Raw genomic sequence first — 22514 nt, forward strand, 5'->3', positions numbered from 1 at the left:
ACAAAGATATTTATCGCTGTCAAAAGGATATATTTTAAATAATTATTCTTACTAATCATGATGTAATTAAAAAGTATAAAAGTATAAAAAGTAACCAAAATCTTTTAAACATCTATCCTTACCCCTGCCACTTCCATGCAAAGGGCGCACTTTATCTTTTAAAAAGTTGCTCCCTTATCAGAGCGCAGGGAACAAAATCAATTCTGAAAGAGCAAAGCGTTCGCCTTTAAAGTCAGATATCGACTGCCTAGCAGTCAATCAAGATATCTGACTTTACCAGCGACGACAAGAATGATTTTGTTCCTGGAGCGGTCTAACTCAAGCAAATATTTAACCATTAAAGGAGCCCATCATGACAACAATTGAATCCACTTGGAACCAAATGCTTCACGGAGCCGATTATAACCCTGAACAATGGCAACATCGTCCAGATATTTTAGAAGAAGATATTCGTTTGATGAAATTAGCCAAATGTAACGTAATGTCTGTAGGTATTTTCTCTTGGGTCGCATTAGAACCCGAAGAAGGTGTATATAACTTTGAATGGCTAGATCGCATACTGGATAATTTTGCAGCGAATGGAATTTCAGCCTTGTTAGCCACACCGAGTGGAGCACGTCCAGCTTGGATGTCTGCAAAATATCCTGAAGTCTTACGTGTAGAAGCGAATCGTGTACGTAATTTACATGGATTCCGTCATAATCATTGTTTTACTTCACCAGTTTATCGTGAAAAAGTCGATATCATGAATACCAAATTAGCAGAACGCTATGGAGAGCATCCAGCAGTAATCGGATGGCATATTTCAAATGAATACGGTGGCGAATGTCATTGTGATTATTGTCAGGATGCCTTCCGTACTTGGGTGCAAAACAAATACACAACACTTGATACTCTAAATGAAGCATGGTGGACGAACTTCTGGAGTCATACGTATACCGATTGGTCTCAAGTAGAATCACCTGCTCCACATGGTGAGACTCAAGTGCATGGTATGAACTTAGACTGGCGTCGTTTTGTTACCGATCAGACAGTAGATTTTTGCCGTCATGAAATCGAACCTTTGCGCAAAATCAATCGTTTACTGCCTGTAACGACTAACTTTATGTTTACAGGGAATTTCGATGGATTGAACTACTGGAAATTCGCTGATCTGTTGGATGTATTGTCTTGGGATAGTTACCCAACATGGCATGATCAAGCAGGAGATGAAGTACAGGGAGCAAGTATTGCATTTATGCATGATATTGTTCGTTCGATCAAACAAAAACCTTTCTTATTGATGGAAAGTACACCAAGCTTAACCAACTGGCAAGAAGTCAGTAAAAATAAACGACCTAATATGCATATGTTATCTTCACTACAAGCTGTTGCACACGGGTCAGATTCTGTGCAGTATTTCCAATGGCGCAAAAGTCGTGGTTCAAGCGAAAAATTCCACGGTGCTGTAGTCGATCATGTAGGACATGAACATACACGTGTATTTAAAGATGTACAAGATGTGGGGCAAGCGTTATCCAGTATGCAAGATATCGTCGGCAGCCATGTGAATGCAGAAGTCGCAGTAATCTACGATTGGGAAAATCGCTGGGCAATCAAAGACAGTCAAGGTCCTCGTAATATCGGTATGAAGTATGATGAGACTGTACTTAATTGTTACCGTCCTTTCTGGGAACGTGGTATTCCTGTCGATGTGATCGATATGGATCAAGATTTGTCCAAGTACAAAATCGTTGTAGCCCCTATGTTATACCTGGTACGTGAAGGGGTAGACGAACGAATGGAGCAATTTGTAGAAGCAGGCGGAACACTCGTAAGTACGTACTGGTCAGGTATTGTAAATGAGACCGATTTATGTTTCCTTGGCGGATTCCCGGGCCCTTTACGCAACGTACTAGGGATCTGGTCAGAAGAAATCGATGGATTGCATGATCATGAGCGCAATCATTTGAAAATGTCTGATAACAATGAATTACAAATGCAAGGAACATATGATGTGAAAGAACTTTGTGATCTTATCCATTTGGAAAATGCACAAGCATTGGCTGTATATGGTAATGACTTTTATGCAGATCGTCCAGCACTAACAGTCAATACATTTGGAGCAGGTGAAGCTTACTATATTGCAGCTCGTACAGACTATGATTTCTTAGATGCATTTATCGGAAAATTAACAGATCGTCAAGAAATCAAGCGTACATTAGCAGGAAATTTACCTAAAGGTGTCACTGCCCATTCACGTATGAATGAAAAAGATGAATTTCTGTTTATTCAGAATTACACTTCTGCTGCACAATCTATTTCATTGGATCAACAGACCTATTATGATCTATTAGAAGATCAAGAACATGTTGAATTACCTAAAGAAATAGAGATTCCAGCATATGGAATTCGTGTACTGAAAAGAAGCCTATAATAGATCAAAGTAGGGAAGGAATGGATCACTCATTCCTTCCTTATTTTTATATGTATTTTAATTTTTATCTTTAATCTGATATATAATTGTCGTAAAAATGCTTTAAAAATAAAATATATGTCGAAACAATTAAAATAACATTGAATATTGTTGAGCTTTCATATATATTGAAATCTGAAAGAAACACATATCGCTATAAAGAGAAAGTTAAACCGTTTACATTTATTGTTTATTATTCAAATTATCAAGAGGGGGAGAGACATGCCGACCATACATGATGTCGCCAAACATGCTGGCGTCACTCCAACAACAGTATCCCGTGTACTCAATAACAGGGGTTATATCAGTGATAAGACTCGTAAAAAAGTGTACTCTTCGATGGAACACTTAAATTACCAACCTAACGAAATTGCACGTTCTCTCAAAAACAAGCAGTCCAATATTATTGGATTAATTGTGCCGGATGTATCCCATCCTTTTTTCGCAGCATTTGCCAGTCAGATTGAATATTATGCTTATGAAAATGGAATGAAGGTATTGTTATGTAACTCTCATCTAGATCCGGTTAAAGAAAAAGAATATATTGATATGATGCGAGGTAATCGAGTAGATGGCATTATTATGAGTAGCCATACACTGGAGACAGAACAATATCAGAATGTGCAAAGCCCTATTGTTACGTTTGACCGGCAAATAGGAGATATTCCTTACATTTCGTCTGACAATTATATGGGAGGAAAGCTGGCAACCGAATTGCTTATTAAGCAAGGATGCCGAAAGATTGCTCATATTTGTGGAAACTTACAATTGAATTTACTTGCAAATGAGCGAAGTAAAGCTTTTTTGGATGTAGTCAATGTACATAATGTTGAACATATTGTTATCGAAACAGATACGAATGTCTTTCATAACCAAGAATATCAAAAAATGATTCGTCAATTGTTAACCGATCATCCCGATCTGGATGGCGTTTTTGCAACCAGTGATATTATTGCAGCTTATGTGATCAAAGAATGTATAGAGCTAGGCATCAAGGTACCTGAACAAATTAAAGTTATCGGCTATGATGATGTCAGTATCGCACCGTGGATCACACCTTCTTTAACAACGATTCGCCAACCTATAGAAGACATAGGGAAATTAGCGATTAAGTTATTAAGTCAACAAATAAACAAAGAAGAATATGTAATCAAAAATCAATTAGATGTTGAGCTTATTGAAAGAGCTTCCACCCTGTAGTGTGGAGGTTTTTTATAAAATGTATGTTAACCGATTGATAGGATGCTTCAGGCAATCTATACTCTTATTATGACACCATGTCACTTATAGATATCTACTCGAACCATATTTACTTTTCTTATTAAATAGAAGAAAGGAAGATAAAAAATGAGTTATAGTATCGAACGTGCCAATCATTTTGTTGCTGATTCCAAACATTTGCTAGTCGATCAATATCGTTTGCATTATCATTTTATGGGTGAATTTGGATGGATCAATGATCCTAACGGTTTTGTTCAATATAAAGGGGAATATCATTTATTTTATCAATATCATCCGTATCAACCAGTATGGGGACCCATGCATTGGGGACATGCAGTCAGTAAAGATTTGATCGAGTGGAGACATCTACCTGTCGCTCTGGCACCGGATCAAGAATATGATCGTGATGGATGTTTTTCAGGAAGTGCGATAGAGCATAAGGACAGTCTATATCTACTATATACAGGGCATATTATGACAGGACCTGATATTACCAAAGACTATTATCAAGTTCAGAATCTAGCGATATCACAAGATGGTATTCTGTTTACAAAAGATGCTCATAATCCAGTCATTAATACCGATCAAATTCCTGCACATACCAGTCAAAAAGATTTCCGTGACCCTAAAGTATTTGAACGGAATGGACAATTTTATATGGTGCTTGGCTCCAATGATGATCAAGGTAAAGGATTGATTTTACTTTATCGCTCGGTGGATCTTCATACATGGGAATATATGAATGTGATGGCACAAAGCGACGGTACATTGGGCGACAACTGGGAATGCCCGGATGTGTTCGATTTGGATGGTGTAGATGTATTAATGATGTCTCCACAACGAATGTCGCCGCAAGGAAATAATTATCATAATTTACATTCTACCGTATATATGTTGGGTAAGCTTGATACTGATACAGGCATTTTTGATTATAAACAGTATATTCCGATTGACTATGGCTTTGATTTCTATGCTTGTCAGACCACACTCGATCAGCAAGGTAGACGTATCATGATCGGTTGGATGGATAGCTGGGAAGCATTAATGCCTACCCAAAATGGACATCACTGGGCAGGAGCGATGACGTTACCACGCGAAGTTATCCGTGACGGTGAACGCTTATTGTTCCGTCCTGTTGCTGAATTGGAACAATATCGCTTAGAAGGATTATATGCAGAATCATTTGAAGTACAAGGACAACAAGTGCTGGATTACAGAGGCGAAAGTTACGAGATTGAACTGAATATCGACGTCAGCAAATCCGAAGAATTTGCTATACATTTACGTACCGGTGAAGCAGAAACAACAGTACTCAGCTACTCGCCTTTGGAACAATTATTTCGCTTTAATCGTGACCAATCGGGTATCGGACCAGGCGGTGAGCGGATCGCTTCGCTAATTACACCCGAAGGTCAACTACACCTACGCATTTTTGTAGATTTATCTTCAGTGGAAGTGTTTTTACAAGATGGCGAAAAAGTAATGACCGGACGCATCTATCCACAACCAGAATCACAAGGTATTGCGTTATATTCCAACGGTATCACTCAAGTACAATCTTTACACATCTGGAACCTAGTCCAACCCGAACAGATATAACCTATTTCATCTAAAAAAGAGCTATTGTGCTGTCAACAACACAGCCTAAATAGCTCTTTTTCCTTCTACATATTCCGCCTGCTCATTAAATAGTTCCTATCAATAGCGACGACAAGGACAATACTGCCCCTGAAGTGCTCTCCCTTTTCAGCACGAAACCGACCCAGCTTTTAGTTCAAAAACGCATCTAAAGCAATCGTCACTTTCCCTTTAGCATCAAAAGCACCTTTAGTATATTCGTACCACGTACCGTAAGACTGAGGTTCCCAATAGAACACACCTAATCCTTTACCACCAGAGACAGAACGTGTTTTGTTCAAAATATCGGTCAAAAAAGCTTTAGACGTTGCCGGATCACTAGCATCCATACCGACTTCACAGACCATGACTTCTTTGCCATAACGAGCGACCATATCATTCATATTGGTTAACGTTTGTTGATTCAAAGTTTGCCAATTATTTTTCTCTGGATAAAGCGACATTCCGATGACATCGTATTTAGCACCATTCGCTTTGAGTCCATCAAACATCCAGCGATACAATGAATTATCATAGCCGTTAGATAAATGAACAATCACTTTTGTACTGCTATTGACTGCTTTTGTCGCATCATACCCGGAATTGATTAACCAGGCGAAATTTTTCATATTAGCAGAAGCACGTCCTTCTTCCCAGAGCATACCGTTGTTCGTTTCATTACCAACTTGTACCCATTCTGGCGTAACTCCTTGCGCTTTGAGAGCAGTCAGCACATCATACGTATGATCATAGACAGCTTTCATTAATCCGTTAAAATCTTTGCTAGCCCAATCTTTAGGCTTGGTCTGATGAGCAGGATCAGCCCAGACATCGCTATAATGGAAATCAATCATAATACGGAAACCCATTTTTTTAGCACGAACCGCTTGTTTGATCACATCTGCTTTATTAGAGAAATTTTTAGCAGGATTAACCCATACACGTAGACGAATTGAGTTCATTCCATGATCTTTAAGAATTTGTAGAGCATCTTGCTTAACGCCAGCATCATTATAAAAAGCCCAGTTATACGATTCCATTTCAGATAACCAACCAACATCAGCACCTTTGGCAAATGTAGCCGCATCTGCTGTAGAAGTCAGTGGAGCGACACTATAGCTTAATCCTGTTAGAATAGAAAGACTCAATACAACCCCAGATATACGTTTCATGATTTTACCAGACCACTTGAACATAAATAACCTCCTCAGTTCTTTTTGATTGTATGCGTTTACATTAAACGTTTTAAAAAGATTCCTTTTGCGAAGGAACAAGATTTATTGTAGCTTGCAGGTCAAAGGAAAGGTACCTATAAAAACTCAATATTTTAGCACTTTTGACAATAAAGATTCGTTAAATGAATATTTCTATAGTTAGGTGAACATCAAACATCATATCTATATAAAGATAGCTTTTACACAATATGTTAAAAAATATATATTGATTATTTACAAACGGTAGACATACACTTTATGATAGTACTGTTACTACATAGTAAACATTACGTATAAAATGCCTTTATTTGCTAACAAAGTTGTTCTTTTTATAAACGATTTTTCTTTTTAAAAGGAGTTGTATACCCAATTGGCGAAATAAATAACAAGAATGTTATAAAAATGTGTCGATCGTTTAAAGGTTATGTCTGAACTTACCGATAAATAATGTATTCAGTATTTCCTTTACCCACACAATAGAACTCATCGGATAGGCACTTGTATCACAATAATGACTGGGATATCGCATCATACATAATGTGAACCAGGGAATGGTAGGGATGATATGAAAAGAATAAGTTTATGGATGCTAACTCTGATCATGATTTTGATGGTAGTCTTGCCTTCGACAGGACATGCTGCCATTACAGCGAGCACTCATATTAATTTGGATGGGCAAGAGTTAGCTCTACCTGCAAGCGGACAAGTAGAGACAGTAGATGGAACAGTGATGGTACCGCTACGTGTTATCGTAGAACAATTAGGTTACAAAGTGAGCTGGTCGAATAAGGCACAGACAGCAACGATTAAAAAAGATAAAACAACATTACAACTTGTAGCAGGTAGTCATGTGGCTACGGTCGACAATAAATTGATTGATCTACCTGAAGCGCCTTTATTGCAAAATGGAACAACGCTTGTTCCGCTTCGGTTTATCAGTGAAAATACAGGAACAACAGTCAAATGGGACAATACAGTCAAAACGGTTTTTCTAACTACACCTAAAAAAATAGAACCTTCTGTACCTGATAAGACTCCAGATACGACAACACCAGCAGATACAACCAATGCTTCTGCTTTGCAAGCGATTAGCTTTAGTGATAGTCGCTTAACAGTGACGTTAAATGGAACAGCATCACCTAAATACAGCGCACTGACGAATCCGAATCGTATCGTGCTTGATTTACCGAAAACTGCTTTTTCAGATTCATTTTTAAATGGAAAAGTAATGAATCTAGGTAATGTAGGAAAAGTCGATGTAGCAGGTGATCCAGATGTAGCAGGTATCCGTTATTCATTATTTAGTAATGCACCATCTACAGTGCGTGTCGTGATGGATCTGAATAACGCACAGAAATACAAAGTGATCAATAACAATAAAGGTGTAGTCATTGTCGAATTAGATGGTGCAATTAAACCAGCATCTACAATCAACAATGGAACAGGAACGACCACCAATAACGGAAACACACAGGTATCAGGTAATCCGAATACGTCTACCGATCCTGTAGTCACTAATCCAGACGGTTCAACATCTCCTGCTTCTGATCCTAATAACGATCCGAATACGACTCCAACTGATACACCTTCGACGGCTGTCCCTGTCACACCCGGTTCTGGACCAGGGAAAGATGGCAAGAAATTAGTCGTTATTGATGCAGGTCATGGTGGTAAAGATTCAGGTGCAATCAGTCTGACAGGACGATATGAGAAAAACTTTACATTGCCAGTCGTACTCAAAATTCAAGCTTTATTAGAACAAGAGCCGAATATCGATTTTGTGTTAACACGTAGTGATGATAGTTATCCTACTTTGCCAGATCGTGTGAAGATTGCCAATGATCTGAATGCCGATGTATTTGTATCGATTCATGGAAATAGTACAGATTCTGCTGTTTCTCCAAGTGGTACAGAAATGTATTACAGCCGTACAAGTAGCTTGAGTCTTGCACAAATCGTGCATAAACATGTGGTAGCAGCTCTAGGATTATCGGATCGTGGTATTCATCAGAAGAGTCTTCATGTGACACGCGAGACGAAAATGCCTGCTATATTGATCGAAGCTGGATATTTAAGTAGTCCGAAAGATGAAGCTTTAATGTATACCGATGCCTTTCAAGAACAATTAGCAGAAGCTGTTGTAGCAGGTATTAAAGAATATTTAGGGGTAGAATAACGTTATCTTGGAAATGTATTCGACCGCTACTGTTTCATTATTAAGATGGAGTGGTAATTAACCACGGTAAACTAATGACGAACTTGTCATTTTTGTGGTTAATACATAGACTCTACACATCAGGAGACATCAGACCAATCGCAACAGAATTTTCAAGGAGGGCATCTATGAAACGAAATCTTATTACTCTGGTGACAGCGGCTGTGTTGCTCACTTCTACGCCTCAAATGATGGAAGCAGCAGCAACGCCTGTACCGGTAGGCAAAGTGAATCTGCCAGTTAACTTCCGTTCAGGTCCGTCAGCAGATAGTACAGTGTATGGTACACTCCAACCTGGAACGAATATTAAAATACTTCGAGAAGTAAATAGTTATTGGTTACGAGTCAAAGTAGGCGTAAAAACAGGCTATGTATCGGCAAGTTATATCAACTATACACCTAAGCCAGCAGACGCTGAGACGATAAGTACACCAACAACGTCTACCAATACAGTATCCAGTCAAGAACAATCGTCTTCTAAGCTTCAGACACCAAAAGATACACCAACGATCACGCAAGCTAGTGCGCCTGCGTCCGTATCGCCAAGTACACCACCCGTGACAACAGTACCTCGTACCAATGATCCAGGTACAGGCATTATCGAACGGGGTGTTAATTTTAGAGCAGAGCCCAAAACAGGTAGTGCTGTATTACGAGTGATGCCTGTCGGTGAAACGTTCAAAGCTTTGGAACAACCCAGTGCTTCTTGGATCAAAATCAAAGATAATACAGGCACCATCGGTTATGTATCGACAGATTACGTATCGTATACGTTACCAGCTTCAGCTACACCTGTGCTTACAAGCTTACCTGTAGATGCAATTCCAGAAGTGGATGATGTGCCATTCCAGCCACCTGTAACGGTTACACCACCACCTACACTAGCAACAGGGTCACCTTTGGATGAAGCGACTGCTGATCTTATTCTGGGTAGTGCATTAGCTTTACAAGGAATTACGCATTATGGTTATGGCAAAAATGAAGCACCTACATTGTTTGATTGCTCTTCATTTACACGGTATGTATTCGCACAAGCAGGTATTGATCTGGCTTGGGGAACACAATATCAGAAAAATGTAGGCATCGAAGTTGAACGTGGACAATGGCAAAAAGGAGATTTACTTTTCTTCTCAGGTGGAGATCCAAATGTGATTTCTCATGTAGGCATATACGCTGGCGATAACAAGCTAGTTCATAATAGTGTGAGTTTGGACGGTATCGCTATTTCTAATCTAGATCTTGATTATTGGGTGAAGCACTATGTAACGGCTCGCCGTGTTTTGCAATAGTTCAAAAGAATGTAGATTAGTTCATAGATCAAGATAGTAAAAACTTGTTCTCTCTGCCTTAAGTAAGGTAAAGAAAACAAGTTTTTACTATTTTCGACAAAATATATTGTAAGCGTTACCAAAAGAGTGTATACTACCTGTAATATAAAGGATTGTTACTGCTCTAGCAGGCAAAACCTAATTTGACGATAGAAGAACACATTACTGTGTATCCTCTGTGGTTGGATTAGGTTTTTTTACGTTCATCTTGATCTACATAGCTATAGAGCTAGTGCTTTTCTTTGTATACATCTATAAATCAAACGATTTGCCAATCAAGGAGGTATTCAAATGATGAAGAAAAAAGTTCAATGGTTGTGGTTGCTTGTATTCATGTGTATATTATCTAACAACGGTATCGTAGAAGGAGCCGTTCAATCTAACCAAACAAAGAGTGATACGATGAACTACAAATATGAAGAAAATGTAAATCAACCTACAAGTGTAGGTATATTTAAAGGGTTACAAGCAGGTAACAATAATACATTAGTATGGTCAGGTATTCCCTATGCTCAAGCTCCTGTAGGAGACTTACGCTGGAAAGCACCTCAACCGATCGCATCATCTCCAACCCAGCATTATAATGCTCTCCAAGCAGGCAAAATCTGTACTCAATTAGTAGATGGGAAAGTCGTTGGTGCTGAAGACTGTCTATATCTTAATATTTATCGACCACATACGTCTGCAACCGACCTGCCTGTGCTTGTCTTTTTGCATGGTGGGGGAAATGTAACAGGAAGTTCGGCTGCTCTGGAAGCGCAGTCTTTAGCTACTAGCACGGACTCGGTTGTTGTGACTGTGAATTATCGCTTAGGCTTATTAGGATGGATTCATAACAAAGCAATACAAAGTGGCGATCCAGCAGAAGATTCAGGCAATTTTGCGCTATTAGACCAGATTGCAGCCTTGAAATGGGTACAGCAGCAGATTGGTAGCTTTGGCGGTGATGCCAATAATGTAACATTAGGCGGTCAGTCTGCCGGAGCGCGCGATGTATTAGCATTAGTCATTTCGCCACTAGCCAAAGGATTATTTACCAAAGCGATGCCTTTAAGCGGAGGAATGACCACAGCTACACCAGCGGAAGGACAAGCTTATTCCAATACTCAATTAGCGAAAGTATTAGTTCAAGCAGGTAAAGCTGCTACTGAAAGTGAAGCGCTCACGTATCTTAAAGAAACAGATGCTGCTACATTACAACAAACGCTACGTTCACTGGATAGTAAGCAACTGGTTCAAGCTGTAGGTAGCGTTATGATTCGAATGTCTGAATTTCCGCATTTATTTGCAGATGGATATGTTCTACCGAAAAATGGATTCGATGTGGTACAAAGTGGCAAATACAATCGTGTACCGATGTTAATTGGTAGTATGAAAAATGAGTTTAATGTGTTTGCTGCTTATGATCCTCAGTTTAGCGACCATTTTACCAAAAATACATGGGACAAAGCAGAGCAGAAGCAGTTCTGGCAAGCGACCGAATATGGAAGTCAATTATATTCCGCGTTTAATGCCGATCAAGTAGCGAATACATTTACCCAAGATAGTAAAGCATTACCGATCTATGTGTATCGTTTTGCATGGGGAACCGATGTAGATGGATTACAAGCACCTGCCAAATACCTAGCAGCTACTCATGGCGTAGATATGGACTTCTTAAGTGGTAACTTTGCGCAAAGTAATTATGGATTATTATTTAAAGATCAATTTTACAAAGAAGATAATCAAGCAGGAAGAGTACAATTGATGCATCGTTACCGTCAATATATTCGTCATTTCTTGCATGATCAACCTATTCATAGCGGGGCATTACCTGTGTGGCAATCATGGCAACAATCAGGACAACTATTGCAATTCGATGCGAATAATAAGCAAGCCAATATCAAAATGATTGAGCCAGCACCAACATCAGCTACAATGAAAAAATCGATTCAATCTTCATTATCGGAATCTGCTCAGTCTGTAGTATGGGACAACGTATTAAAAGGTAGATTTTTTATGGAGTCACAATATTAGAACAAATGAGATAAACTAGAATGAAAAGTACTGAATCAGCAGAGGTTACTCGCTAATCAGTACTTTTTTTATTATAATAAAAAGTTTGAATATCCTTCTACTTGTTTAAATTTAGCTATAATTATATGATAGATATAACTAATGGATGAACTTGACATAAATCTTTGGGAGGCACCATGAATATAAATCCTAAAACAGCAGCAGTCGACTGGGAGTATGTAGTACAGAATTTAAAATCTTCTGTAACGATTGCAGATGCACGAAGAAGAGACTTTCCGCTTGTTTTTGTAAATAGTCATTTCACAGAATTGACAGGTTACACTAAAAACCAAGCGATCGGATATAACTGTCGTTTTCTACAAGGGGTAGATACCGATCCAGCAGCGGTTAAAAAGATTCGTGAAGCATTGAATAAACAAGAATCTGCTGTCATCGAGATTTTGAATTATACAAAGAATGGAACTCCTTTTTGGAATGAAATTAATTTAGATCCTATTTTTGATCGAAATGGTGAATGCCATTATTTTGTAGGAATTCAATTTGATATTACAGATCGCAAAACAGCGGAGCAACAAGCCAAACGTGCAGCCGAATTAGCAGAAGCTGCTAATCGTGCGAAAAGCCGTTTTATCGCTAATATGAGTCATGAGTTCCGCACACCATTGAACGGTATTATCGGAATGACCGAATTGATCTTGTTAAGTGAGATTGATCAAGAACAACGCGATAATATGAAAATTGTTCAAAATAGTGCAGAGACATTATTAACACTAATTAATGATGTACTGGATTTCTCTAAGATCGAAGCAGAAAAAATGAATCTTGAAAATATCGAATATAATATTCATGAGTTGATGGATATTACGATCAAAGCGCATCGTCCGTTAGCGTTAGAGAAAAAGATTGATTTGCTTCTTCATATCGGTAAACGTGTACCTCAAATCGTGCTAGGAGATCCGCACCGACTGAAGCAAGTGCTGAATAACTTGATTGGTAACGCTATCAAATTTACAGCAGAAGGTTCGGTAAAGATTTCACTTGAAGGACAAGAATTATCTGAAGATAAGTTGATGCTTCATTTTAAAGTTAAAGATACAGGTATCGGCATTGCAGAAAAAGACATGCCTAAATTATTTAAAAGTTTCAGTCAAGTAGATGATTCACAGACTCGCAAATTTGGTGGGACAGGTCTAGGACTTGTTATTAGTCAGCAAATTGTTGAGTTAATGGGTGGACAGATCACGGTGGATAGTGATCCGGGAATCGGCACAATTTTCCAATTTACGATTCCAATGGGTTATGCTCATACGTCTACGAGTGAAGGGATGAACAAAGAATACACGCCTTTAGTACAAGATATCGAACCACCAGAAGATATGGTTGCTGAATCCAACCCTAATAGCTTAAAAATACTATTAGCTGATGATGACCGGATTAGCCGTCTTATTACGATGCGTATGTTAGAAAAGCTGGGGCATCGCGCAGAATTTGCAGAAAATGGTCTAGAAGCTGTTCGTGCATTAGAAAAAGATTCGACTTATGATCTGGTACTGATGGATATTCAAATGCCTGTAATGGATGGGCTTCAAGCTACAGATGAGATTCGCCATTCCAGTACGATTCAGAATCGAATGATTCCTATTGTTGCCTTAACAGCTCATGTATTCAAAGATGATCAGGAACAGATCTCAGCTTCAGGCATGAACGGTGCTCTATCTAAGCCGTTACCTATTCAAAAGCTAGCTGAAATGATTGACTCGGTAAAACAAGAACTACAAAAATAAGATCAAAAAACCGCCTCTTGATTAAAAGGGGCGGTTTTTTTTGATCTTATCTATTTGGATATTACGAATTGAGTCTACTTCAGATGCTGTACTTCAGCTATTAAGCATTTCTATTAATCTTCAATAGTCGACAAATCACCCGTAGGTAATTCTAACTCCCAAGCTTTCAAGACACGACGCATAATTTTACCACTGCGTGTTTTGGGAAGTTTGTCTTTGAATTCAATCTCACGTGGAGCCGCATGAGCAGATAATCCTTCTTTGACAAAACGAGTGATCTCTTGCTTCAATTCTTCGGTAGCTGTATAACCTTCTCGAAGCGAAATAAAGGCTTTGATAACCTCACCACGCACAGGATCAGGCTTACCGATAACTCCTGCTTCGGCAACTGCTGGGTGTTCTACCAGTTTACTTTCGACTTCAAATGGACCTACACGCTCACCAGAGGTATTGATAACATCATCAATCCGTCCCTGAAACCAGAAGTATCCGTCTTCATCCATATAAGCAGAATCCCCTGAGATATACCATCCCGGAATACGTGTATATTCTTCAAATTTGGCAGGATTATTCCAGATTTTGTACATCATCGAAGGCCATGGTGTCTTAATCGCCAAGTTTCCCATTCGTAGAGGAGGAAGGATATTACCAGCATCATCAATAATAGCTGCTTCTACGCCCGGAATCGGACGACCCATCGAACCAGGTCGGATATCCATACGTGGGTAGTTACAGATAAGCTGTGCGCCTGTCTCTGTCATCCACCATGTATCATGAATCCGTTGACCATAGACACGATAACCCCAGCGAATAACTTCAGGGTTCAGCGGTTCGCCTACGCTTAATACATGACGAAGTGAAGAGAGATCATATTGCTGAACAACTTCATCTCCAGCTCCCATTAACATCCGGAAAGCAGTAGGCGCACTATACCAGACGGTCACTTGATAGCGTCCAATCGTCTCATACCAATCTTGCGGGCTGAATCGTCCTCCACGCACGATGTTAGTCACTCCATTTAACCACGGTGCAAAAATACCGTAAGACGTTCCTGTGACCCAACCCGGGTCAGCAGTACACCAATACACATCATCCGCTTGAAGATCGAGTACAATCCGTCCGGTGTATTCTTGTTGAATCATCGCACGATGGACATGATACACGCCTTTAGGCTTGCCTGTAGAGCCTGAAGTATAATGAAGGATTAGACCATCATCAAGATCTACCCATTCGACCTCTGCTTCAGTAGAAGCTTTGCTCATTTCTTGGGCAAAATCAATATAAGGAGCAGTAATTTCTGCTGCTTCCCCTACAAGAATCACATGTTGAAGTTCTGGCAAATCAGCACTTGGAACCCGTTCAACCAATTTGGGGGTTGTAATAATAGCGATAGCACCACTATCTGCCAAGCGATCTCTAACTGCCGTTTCCATAAAAGCTTCAAATAAAGGCCCTGCAACTGCACCGATTTTGATAATACCGAGTAGTGTAAAGTACAGTTCAGGTGTTCTCGGCATAAAAATAAAGACCCGATCACCTTTACCGATCCCTAGTTGGCGAAGCATATTAGCAGCACGATTCGATTCTTGACGTAATTGTTCAAAAGTATACGATTCACTACGTACTGCATCACTGTAATGAAGAGCGATATGATCACCACGTCCAGAAGTAGCATGACGATCTATCGCTTCATAAGCCAAATTCACTTTTCCCGATTCATGCCACGAGAACCTTTTTTCTACATCAGCCCAGTCAAATGTACGACTGGCTTCTTCATAATCCATCATATTGGCTTGTGTAGCTTCTACAGCAATAGTTTCCACGTTATCTTTTCCCATAATGACCTCCATGATTACTGAGATACGATCTTGTGTTGCGATTACCATATATAGCGCTTACAAAAAACAATACTACGATTTCACAAATTGTTCAATTTTATATTTTCCTGTAGTATAGCATAGCGAAATATCCTTTTCTTTACAAATCACTTTTACATCATAATCATGAAAAAAATCATAAATTTACATTTTGACTACAAAAGATTACAACTTTGTAGTAATATATAACGAATGAAAATGATTCGTATTGAATAACTTAACTATTTTAGACGAACATAATAATTCAAAACGAATAATTATGCTAGTGATTGAGTTCTTTTAGAACCAGTATTCGATGTCTACCCTAATAGTCAAGCAGATTAAAAGGAGAGATGTGTACCTAGAAATCTTAAGCATTAACTATACTTTTTAACTTAAAAGGAGGTTTATCACGTAATGAAACAAAGTACCATTTCTCCCAGGCAAACGATTGGCGAGGTAGGCATGATCCGAGCTATCGCTTGTATGAGTGTTGTATTATTACATTCGATCAAATTCACTACAGGTGAAAGCACAGAAGGTGCAATTCAATTTGGACTGTGGACTCTGGCTGGACTGCTTTCGTTTGGGACATCTACATTTGTCTTTATATCCGCATTAGTCTTAGCTTATTCGTATCCCAATCATTTGCCTAAGCAGTTCTATAGTAAACGAATTAAATTTCTATTGATTCCATTTGCTTGTATGGCTGTCTTTTATGCGATCATGTCGGGTATTCTAAATGGATGGTCAATTCCCAAGCTAGTTGTATTTAATTTACTGGGAGCTTATCACGGATGGTTTGTATTGGTTATTTTCCAGTTTTATATTCTACATCAACTGTTTAACAAATATATAGACCGCTTTTCAGCGAAGTGGGTACTTATGATATCGCTAGTAGTGAATGTAGGGTATTTGGCTTTCTTTAATCTGGTAGCACCGCCTAGCAATAATCAGTATATTGCCTATATTTGGGATCGAGGATACTGGATGCCATTTACAGGTTGGGTATTTTACTTTGCACTTGCTTATTATTGCGGTAAAAATTATCAGACTTTTATGCAGTATATTGAAAAATACAAAGTATGGATCTATGCCGCATTACCTGTATCGATTGCATTGATTCTGTACAATAATGTATATTCTAGTTTTGGATTTGGCTCAAAACGAATGGACATGATCTTATTCACAGTATTATTGATTTTTGTACTCTTTTTAGCGTTCCGTCATGTAAAAAAAATGCCACCTATCTTATCTGCGATTAGTCAGTATTCATTCGGCATTTACTTGTTACATTGGTTCTATCTACAAATGATGGATCTCGCTGTGGAATCTTTTCATTGGTCACTAGGATATTTGGAGATTCCTTTGTTATTTATCGGAGGGATTGCTTGCTCGTATCTAACGATTAATATATTGAATCGGATGAAAATAGGTAAATACATCGTAGGTCGAGTGAATGTGCCGAAGTCAGCTACAACACTATCCAATCGCAAGTTGGCTACAGAAATTAAATCATAATATATTCAATATAGATATAGAGCAGACCTTCTTAATGACTAAGAAGGTCTTTCTTTGTAGATCGACACATACATTTACTGCAAAAGTCGGTATAATCAAAACTATAAAGAAAGCGTTATCAATAAATACACAATAAAACATAACCTATTCAATACTCTAATACAGAAAGGAATCTCAGTATGGAGCATTTGAAAATCCCACAAACGGAAACACTGGTGTCTCCTCGGTGTACATTAATATTAGAAGGGCCCGTCTCTCCAGAACATATTCGTACCAAGCAGATGCATCCCCAACTTGATGCTTTTCGTCGTCCACCTGAACAGTGGGAAGCATTGATTGAAATTGCGGCATTGGATGAAGGACGTATTATTATGGCGTGTGACGGTGATATGATCGTCGGCTATGTTACTTTTCATTATGCTGATGAATATGAACGATGGTCTGAAGGAAATATGGAAGATTTGATCGAGCTAGGTGCAGTTGAAGTAGCTAATGACTATCGCGGACTAGACATTGCTAAGAAATTGATCCAGCTTTCTTTTCGAGAAGAGCAATTGGATCATATGATTGTATTCACTACAGAATACTATTGGCATTGGGATCTTGAAAGTACAGGGCTTAGTGTCTGGGATTATCGCAAAATGATGGAGCAGTTAATGAAAAATGTAGATATGGTCTGGTTCGCGACAGATGATCCTGAAATATGTTCTCATCCTGCCAATTGTCTTATGGTACGTGTAGGTAAATATGTGCCGCAATCTTCTGTAGAAGCATTTGATCGCTTACGATTCCGTCAGCGATTTATGTACTAATTAGGAGCGATAGAAAGGAGAATCGATAGATGGACAAAGCAGCATATATGTATCATCCTGATAGTCTAAAATATGTTTTTCATCAGAATCATCCATTTGATCAGCGTAGATTAACGTTGACTCGTGATCTGTTGCAACAAGTGGATGCTTTGTCTATAGACCAAATCTTTGTGCCGACTGAACTGCCCGATCATCATTTGTTACAACAAGTTCATATTCCTGAATATATCGATGTTGTAAAGCAACTAAGTGTAGAACATCCTGCCACAAAAGCGATGGATCATGCTGCACAATATGGTCTTCATCAAGGCGATACTCCTTACTTTGCAGGTATGCATCAGAGTGCGCTGTCGATTGCTGCTGGCTCGGTAACTGCGGCGCAGATGGTGATGGATGGTCAGGCGACACATGCGCTTCATTTGGGCGGTGGACTGCACCATGCGATGCCACAGAAAGGGGCAGGCTTCTGTATTTATAATGATGCGGCACTTGCTATAGCTCATGTACGAGAAGCTTATGGAGCTAGAGTCCTCTATATTGATACCGATGTGCATCATGGGGATGGAGTGGAGATGTGCTTTTATACCGATCCTGATGTATTCACGTACTCGATTCATGAGACCGGTAAGTATTTATTTCCGGGAACAGGAAGAGTTGAAGAACGAGGTGCAGGTGAAGGATTTGGATTTACAGTCAATCTACCCCTTGAACCGTATACAGAAGATGATTCGTGGTTAGAATGTTTTGAGACAACACTGCATCAAGTGTTAGAACGTGCTCGTCCTGATCTCATTATTAGTCAGCATGGATGCGATGCTCATGCACTTGATCCTTTGTCTCATTTGCATTGTTCGATGCAGATCTATCGGGAGATGCCTCGTATGATCCATGAAGCGGCTCATCAATGGTGCGAAGGACGGTGGGTAGCCCTTGGTGGTGGTGGATATGATATCTGGCGTGTGGTGCCTAGAGCGTGGTCATTGTTATGGCTTGAAATGAGCAACCATCCACTACTTCAACAGATTGATCAAGAGCCATTACTATCACTACCTGAGGTCTGGCTAGAACGCTGGCAAGCAGAAAGTCCTGTCGATTTACCACGTACATGGCTAGATGATGTCACACGCTGGGAGCCTATTCCAAGGCGAGATGAGATTACTTTATCCAATCGCAAAATCTGTGAAATAGCGGCTACTTATCTAAAATAATAGCAGAATAGAATTGCTAGTATCCAATTGTGTTATAACTGGTATAAAATAGCAATAAGCCAGCTTGTAACAAAATCGTAATCACTTAAAAGTGGCGAAATGCACATTTTCGGGTATATATATTTTGCCGGGAGATTGGCAGACGAAGGATTTTCACATACAACGTGTAAAAGGGTAAGGTAATATGAACAGTAAGCAGGGAGAATTACCCTATGTGTAGAAATAGATACTATAATCAAGTAATGAGGTAAATCTATCATTCATTTATAGTATGGAATGGTCTGCCGATCCCGAAAGGAAGAGATATGTATGTGCTATATCCTATCACCAGCGAATGTATACCCGGATCGTTATTGGTTTAAGTACAATTTCAATGATTCGCCGGATCATTTGAGTTTCAAAAAAGGCACACCTCAACGAGATTGGGCGAAGACGCCAAAGTTCCATTTGCAAGGAGATATCGATCTTAATCACTTAATGCATTTTGATTGGTTTATGAGCGACGGTCCAGATTTGGTCGGACCCAGGCTAGCTAATGTGATTCGACAATATGCAGATAAAGATGTGCAATTGGTAGATGCAGAAGTCACTGTGAACGGAACACCGCTGAATGGATTTCAGGTGCTCAATATTTTGACCGTTATCAATTGTCTTGATCCCGAAGAATCTGTACATATTCCACTACTTCCGGGTATTCATGGAAGTCCAGTACATTACATTTCGGTGGCTTTTCAACCGGATGGGCTTCGAGGTCATGGACTCGTTCGTTCGAACGAAGATATCAGTCTAATAGTAGCTTCTTCTGAATTCGTAGAAGCGTGCCGTGCGCAGAACATAGCTGGTATTGTTTTTAAGGAAAATCTGTAGTATTTATAGGTGCAACATGCCTTAATAGGCGGTCTCCTTCTTTTTTGGAATACAAGGGTATCGTTAAATGATTCATTGATTCTTAGCGTTACATGTCTCTGCAAATTATATGATAATCACATGAAGGGGGCTTTTCCATGAGTAAGAAAGAAGTAGTAGCAATGTTGCTTGCCGGAGGTCAAGGCAAAAGACTCAAAGGTCTAACAAGATTCCTGGCAAAGCCAGCCGTATATTTTGGTGGTACTTATCGTATTATCGATTTTCCTCTTAGTAATTGCGCCAATTCACGTATTGATACAGTAGGTGTATTGACACAATATGAACCCATGGTCCTTCATGCATACATAGGTGTTGGTAACGATTGGGATATGGATCGCAAAAATGGTGGAGTCTTTGTATTGCCGCCACATGAACGCGAAGAAGGTAGTAGCTGGTATCAAGGAACAGCAGATGCGATCTATCGCAACCTTAATTTCGTGGAAAGATTCGATCCTGAACACGTTCTTATTTTATCCGGTGACCATATCTACAAAATGGATTATGGCAAAATGCTGGATTACCATAAAGAAAAAGACGCAGATTGCACCATCTCTGTAGTCAATGTCACGCTGGAAGAAGCAAGCCGTTTTGGTATGCTGAATACAGATGATGATCTTAAAATTTACGAGTTTGACGAAAAACCAGAACATCCAAAAAGTACTCTTGCTTCTATGGGAATTTACTTGTTCAAATGGGATGTGCTTAAATCTTATCTAATTCAAGATGAGACGAATCCAACATCTTCTTATGACTTCGGTAAAGATATTATTCCTTTACTATTAGATGATGACAAAACATTGTACGCTTATCCATTCGAAGGCTATTGGAGAGATGTCGGTACAATCCAAAGTCTATGGGAATCCAATATGGACATGTTATCCGAACATCCGGAATTGGATTTGAATGATCCAAACTGGCGTATTTTCACACGTAGCCCGAATCAGCCTGCTCAATACATTGCACCTGAAGCTAAAGTCAGTGATAGCATTATTAACGAAGGTTGTATTGTACATGGTGAAATTAATCATTCAGTTCTATTCTTTGGCGTGGAAGTCGGCGAAGGTAGTATGATTACTGATTCTGTTATTATGCCTAATGTTAAAATAGGTAAAAATGTCCGTATTCACCGCGCGATTATTGATGATGGTATGGTATTACCAGATGGCACACAAATCGGTGTGGATCGTGAAGATGAGAGCGAAATCTTACTAATAACGAATGAGTCATTATAATATAGAGGACGGTGATGGGAATGAAGGGCTTCGTAGGAGTTATCAACCTGGATCATGAATTAGACCAATTAAATGAATTAACATATTTCCGTTGCGGTGCAGCCGTTCCATTTGGTGGACGCTATCGTCTGATCGATTTTGCTTTATCAAATATGATGTATGCAGGTATGGAAGATATCGCATTATTTGTTCGTCGTAAATATCGTTCATTGATGGATCATCTAGGCGAAGGTAGACCGTGGGACTTGGATCGTAAACGGGGCGGACTCTTTATTTTGCCACCGGATTGGCATGATCCAACCGACACTTCACTTGGGGATCTGCAACATATTCATAATAATATGGACTATTTCCATCGCAGTTCTGGTGATATCGTAGTGAACAGTGGAACACAGCATGTGAACAAAGTAGATTTCAATGAAGTCTACAAGTATCACAAAGAAAAAGGTGCTGATGTCACTGTTGTTTACAAAAAAATAGCTGAATTGGAACCAGAGCATGGCCCATGTCGTCGTGTAGAAGTAGATGAGAATGGATATGTGTCCGGTTTTCACCATGAACGTGATCACAGCAATGTTTATCTAGAAATCTTTATTATGGATAAAGAATTGTATTTGGATCAAGTTCGTTACTCTATCGCTCATGGCAAAAGCTATTTCTTCCGTGATGTGATTCAGCACAATCCGAATGGTCTGAAAATTGCAGCTTATGAATATACAGGCTACAATGCAGTCATCAATTCAGTGGAAAGTTATTACAAAAACAGTCTGGCTCTATTGAACCCGGATAACTATATGAAATTGTTCCATGAAAAACCAGTACAGACGAAAATTAAATACGAAGCACCAACCAAGTATTTAGAAAGCGCTAAAGTGACCAATTCACTTTTGGCAAATGGATGTATTATTGGTGGAGAAGTTGAAAATAGTATTCTGTTCCGTGGAGTTAAAGTGGAAAAAGGCGCACGTGTTGTCAATTCGGTTATTTTGCAAAAATGTACAATCGAAGCAGGCGCTGTTCTGGAAAATGTTATCTTGGATAAAGATGTTCGCATTTCAGGTGATCGCACATTGATTGGTGATGTGATAAAACCATACGTTACAGCGAAGAGCACTTCCGTCTAAATACA

The 22514-nt window shown here is 39.2% G+C and carries 15 protein-coding genes; 13 read left to right on the forward strand and 2 right to left on the reverse strand.

Annotation, left to right across the window (positions count from 1 at the left end):
• Positions 1-352 precede the first annotated feature (352 nt).
• From PO903_RS15255 to PO903_RS15265, 3 genes are all read left to right on the forward strand, one after another.
• A complete protein-coding gene (locus PO903_RS15255) occupies positions 353-2416 on the forward strand; it encodes a beta-galactosidase (protein ID WP_273593835.1) in 2064 nt (687 codons plus the stop codon).
• Between the two features lie 261 nt (positions 2417-2677).
• Positions 2678-3655, forward strand: coding sequence for a LacI family DNA-binding transcriptional regulator (locus tag PO903_RS15260; protein ID WP_273593836.1), 978 nt, complete (start codon positions 2678-2680; stop codon positions 3653-3655).
• A 147-nt stretch (positions 3656-3802) separates the two neighbouring features.
• Positions 3803-5275, forward strand: a complete 1473-nt coding sequence (locus PO903_RS15265) for a glycoside hydrolase family 32 protein (RefSeq protein WP_273593837.1) — start codon at positions 3803-3805, stop codon at positions 5273-5275.
• Positions 5276-5445: 170 nt separating this feature from the next.
• On the opposite strand, the gene PO903_RS15270 is transcribed toward PO903_RS15265, so the two are convergent.
• The gene (locus PO903_RS15270) at positions 5446-6489 is read right to left on the reverse strand and encodes a glycoside hydrolase family 53 protein (protein ID WP_273593838.1); all 1044 of its coding nucleotides are present in this window, start codon (positions 6487-6489) and stop codon (positions 5446-5448) included.
• 583 nt (positions 6490-7072) lie between these two features.
• Between PO903_RS15270 and PO903_RS15275 the strand changes: the two genes are divergently transcribed.
• The 4 genes from PO903_RS15275 to PO903_RS15290 all read left to right on the forward strand — a co-directional run bounded on the left by PO903_RS15275 (position 7073) and on the right by PO903_RS15290 (position 13850).
• Positions 7073-8683, forward strand: a complete 1611-nt coding sequence (locus tag PO903_RS15275) for an N-acetylmuramoyl-L-alanine amidase family protein (protein ID WP_273593839.1) — start codon at positions 7073-7075, stop codon at positions 8681-8683.
• Between the two features lie 167 nt (positions 8684-8850).
• Positions 8851-10011 (forward strand): C40 family peptidase, encoded by a 1161-nt coding sequence (locus PO903_RS15280; protein ID WP_273593840.1) that lies wholly within the window; start codon positions 8851-8853, stop codon positions 10009-10011.
• A gap of 330 nt (positions 10012-10341) precedes the next feature.
• Entirely contained in the window at positions 10342-12066 is a 1725-nt protein-coding gene (locus tag PO903_RS15285) for a carboxylesterase family protein (RefSeq protein WP_273593841.1), read from the forward strand.
• Positions 12067-12242: 176 nt separating this feature from the next.
• The gene (locus PO903_RS15290) at positions 12243-13850 is read left to right on the forward strand and encodes an ATP-binding protein (RefSeq protein ID WP_273593842.1); all 1608 of its coding nucleotides are present in this window, start codon (positions 12243-12245) and stop codon (positions 13848-13850) included.
• A 113-nt stretch (positions 13851-13963) separates the two neighbouring features.
• Here PO903_RS15290 and acsA read toward each other — a convergent pair whose 3' ends face one another.
• Positions 13964-15688 carry an acetate--CoA ligase gene (acsA, locus tag PO903_RS15295; RefSeq protein WP_273593843.1) on the reverse strand — a complete coding sequence of 575 codons (1725 nt, stop codon included), beginning with the start codon at positions 15686-15688 and terminating at the stop codon, positions 13964-13966.
• 435 nt (positions 15689-16123) lie between these two features.
• On the opposite strand from acsA, the gene PO903_RS15300 reads away from it, so the two are divergent.
• The 6 genes from PO903_RS15300 (at position 16124) to glgD (ending at position 22509) form a co-directional block, all read left to right on the forward strand.
• Positions 16124-17227, forward strand: a complete 1104-nt coding sequence (locus tag PO903_RS15300; RefSeq protein WP_273593844.1) for an acyltransferase family protein — start codon at positions 16124-16126, stop codon at positions 17225-17227.
• Positions 17228-17406: 179 nt separating this feature from the next.
• Positions 17407-18039, forward strand: a complete 633-nt coding sequence (locus tag PO903_RS15305) for a GNAT family N-acetyltransferase (RefSeq protein ID WP_069328419.1) — start codon at positions 17407-17409, stop codon at positions 18037-18039.
• Positions 18040-18068: 29 nt separating this feature from the next.
• Positions 18069-19247 carry an acetoin utilization protein AcuC gene (locus tag PO903_RS15310; protein ID WP_273593845.1) on the forward strand — a complete coding sequence of 393 codons (1179 nt, stop codon included), beginning with the start codon at positions 18069-18071 and terminating at the stop codon, positions 19245-19247.
• Between the two features lie 309 nt (positions 19248-19556).
• Positions 19557-20114, forward strand: coding sequence for an imm11 family protein (locus PO903_RS15315; RefSeq protein WP_069328417.1), 558 nt, complete (start codon positions 19557-19559; stop codon positions 20112-20114).
• 137 nt (positions 20115-20251) lie between these two features.
• Complete coding sequence (locus tag PO903_RS15320; protein WP_069328416.1) at positions 20252-21385, forward strand: glucose-1-phosphate adenylyltransferase; 1134 nt, start codon at positions 20252-20254, stop codon at positions 21383-21385.
• A 20-nt stretch (positions 21386-21405) separates the two neighbouring features.
• Positions 21406-22509 carry a glucose-1-phosphate adenylyltransferase subunit GlgD gene (gene glgD, locus PO903_RS15325; protein WP_069328463.1) on the forward strand — a complete coding sequence of 368 codons (1104 nt, stop codon included), beginning with the start codon at positions 21406-21408 and terminating at the stop codon, positions 22507-22509.
• The last annotated feature ends 5 nt before the right edge of the window (positions 22510-22514 follow it).

Origin of the sequence: Paenibacillus sp. PK4536, from assembly GCF_028594455.2 — a bacterium.
GTDB lineage: Bacteria > Bacillota > Bacilli > Paenibacillales > Paenibacillaceae > Saccharibacillus > Saccharibacillus nuruki.

Coding starts and splice junctions, on each gene's coding strand:
- PO903_RS15255 (WP_273593835.1), top strand. CDS start 353: ATGACAACAATTGAATCCACTTGGAACCAAATGCTTCACGGAGCCGAT.
- PO903_RS15260 (WP_273593836.1), top strand. CDS start 2,678: ATGCCGACCATACATGATGTCGCCAAACATGCTGGCGTCACTCCAACA.
- PO903_RS15265 (WP_273593837.1), top strand. CDS start 3,803: ATGAGTTATAGTATCGAACGTGCCAATCATTTTGTTGCTGATTCCAAA.
- PO903_RS15270 (WP_273593838.1), bottom strand. CDS start 6,489: ATGTTCAAGTGGTCTGGTAAAATCATGAAACGTATATCTGGGGTTGTA.
- PO903_RS15275 (WP_273593839.1), top strand. CDS start 7,073: ATGAAAAGAATAAGTTTATGGATGCTAACTCTGATCATGATTTTGATG.
- PO903_RS15280 (WP_273593840.1), top strand. CDS start 8,851: ATGAAACGAAATCTTATTACTCTGGTGACAGCGGCTGTGTTGCTCACT.
- PO903_RS15285 (WP_273593841.1), top strand. CDS start 10,342: ATGATGAAGAAAAAAGTTCAATGGTTGTGGTTGCTTGTATTCATGTGT.
- PO903_RS15290 (WP_273593842.1), top strand. CDS start 12,243: ATGAATATAAATCCTAAAACAGCAGCAGTCGACTGGGAGTATGTAGTA.
- acsA (WP_273593843.1), bottom strand. CDS start 15,688: ATGGGAAAAGATAACGTGGAAACTATTGCTGTAGAAGCTACACAAGCC.
- PO903_RS15300 (WP_273593844.1), top strand. CDS start 16,124: ATGAAACAAAGTACCATTTCTCCCAGGCAAACGATTGGCGAGGTAGGC.
- PO903_RS15305 (WP_069328419.1), top strand. CDS start 17,407: ATGGAGCATTTGAAAATCCCACAAACGGAAACACTGGTGTCTCCTCGG.
- PO903_RS15310 (WP_273593845.1), top strand. CDS start 18,069: ATGGACAAAGCAGCATATATGTATCATCCTGATAGTCTAAAATATGTT.
- PO903_RS15315 (WP_069328417.1), top strand. CDS start 19,557: ATGTGCTATATCCTATCACCAGCGAATGTATACCCGGATCGTTATTGG.
- PO903_RS15320 (WP_069328416.1), top strand. CDS start 20,252: ATGAGTAAGAAAGAAGTAGTAGCAATGTTGCTTGCCGGAGGTCAAGGC.
- glgD (WP_069328463.1), top strand. CDS start 21,406: ATGAAGGGCTTCGTAGGAGTTATCAACCTGGATCATGAATTAGACCAA.